Annotated in this window: 1 protein-coding gene; it reads right to left on the bottom strand. The window is 60.9% G+C overall.

Going from position 1 to position 1,202, the window contains the following annotated elements; translation table 11 throughout:
• Positions 1–1,106, bottom strand: a 1,106-nt coding sequence (locus tag BZG13_RS15060; protein ID WP_198935539.1) for an Ig-like domain repeat protein, incomplete at its 3' end; no start/stop codon positions are given.
• Positions 1,107–1,202: the final 96 nt, after the last annotated feature.

The following is a 1,202-nucleotide window of genomic DNA, read 5'->3' as shown; positions in this document are numbered from 1 at the left end:
ATCACGATGCTGTCTATCGCCGCACCGTCTTCCACCGTGCCGGTGAACGTGACGTCGCTTTGTTCGCTGTCGTTGATCAGGCCATCGTCGAACGCGATGCGGTTGCTGCTATCACCGGTGTCTGGGGCCGCCGTATCCAACGTCGCGGTGTCATCCACGCTGCCCTGGTTGCCGGCTTCATCGGTCACCGTCATGGTCACCGTCAACTCGCCATCGGCCAGGCTGCTCAGGTCTTGGCCTGTGACCGTTACCTTGCCATTACCATCCACGCTAATGTCGCCACTATCGACAGTGATGCTTCCTCCTGGATTGGTGTCATTAATATCTATGCCACCAATCGATCCAAAGCTGCCTCCAGCACTATTAGTGATCACAATGCTGTTGACCGTCGCACCGTCTTCCACCGTGCCGCTGAACGTGACGTCGCTTTGTTCGCTGTCGTTGATCAGGCCATCGTCGAACGCGATGCGGTTGCTGCCATCACCGGTGTCTGGGGCCGCCGTATCCAACGTCGCGGTGTCATCCACGCTGCCCTGGTTTCCGGCTTCATCGGTCACCGTCATGGTCACCGTCAACTCGCCATCGGCCAGGCTGCTCAGGTCTTGGGCGTCCACGCTGACATCGTTGCCGCTCACGCTGATGTCGTTCGCATCCACGGTGACGCTGCCACCCTGGCCGTCGGTGATCACGATGCTGTCTATCGCCGCACCGTCTTCCACCKTGCCGCTGAAGGTCACGGMGGTTTGTTCGYTGTCGTTGATCAGGYCATCGGCATCGTCGAACGCGATGCKGTTGCTGCTATCGCCACCTTCGCCTGGGGCCGCCGTATCCAGCGTCGCGGTGTCATCCACGCTGCCCTGGTTTCCGGCTTCATCGGTCACCGTCATGGTCACCGTCAACTCGCCATCGGCCAGGCTGCTCAGGTCTTGGGCGTCCACGCTGACGTCGTTGCCGCTCACGGTGATGTCGTTCGCGTCCACGGTGACGCTGCCACCCTGGCCGTCGGTGATCACGATGCTGTCTATCGCCGCACCGTCTTCCACCGTGCCGCTGAAGGTCACGGCGGTTTGTTCGCTCTCGTTGATCAGGTTATCGGCTCGCCGCACCGTCTTCCACCGTGCCGCTGAAGGTCACGGCGGTTTGTTCGCTCTCGTTGATCAGGTTATCGGCATCGTCGAACGCGATGCGGTTGCTGCTATCGC

It is taken from the genome of Salinivibrio sp. ML323, assembly GCF_001995745.1.
Lineage (GTDB): Bacteria > Pseudomonadota > Gammaproteobacteria > Enterobacterales > Vibrionaceae > Salinivibrio > Salinivibrio kushneri.
This window is presented reverse-complemented; position numbering and strand designations above follow the sequence as displayed.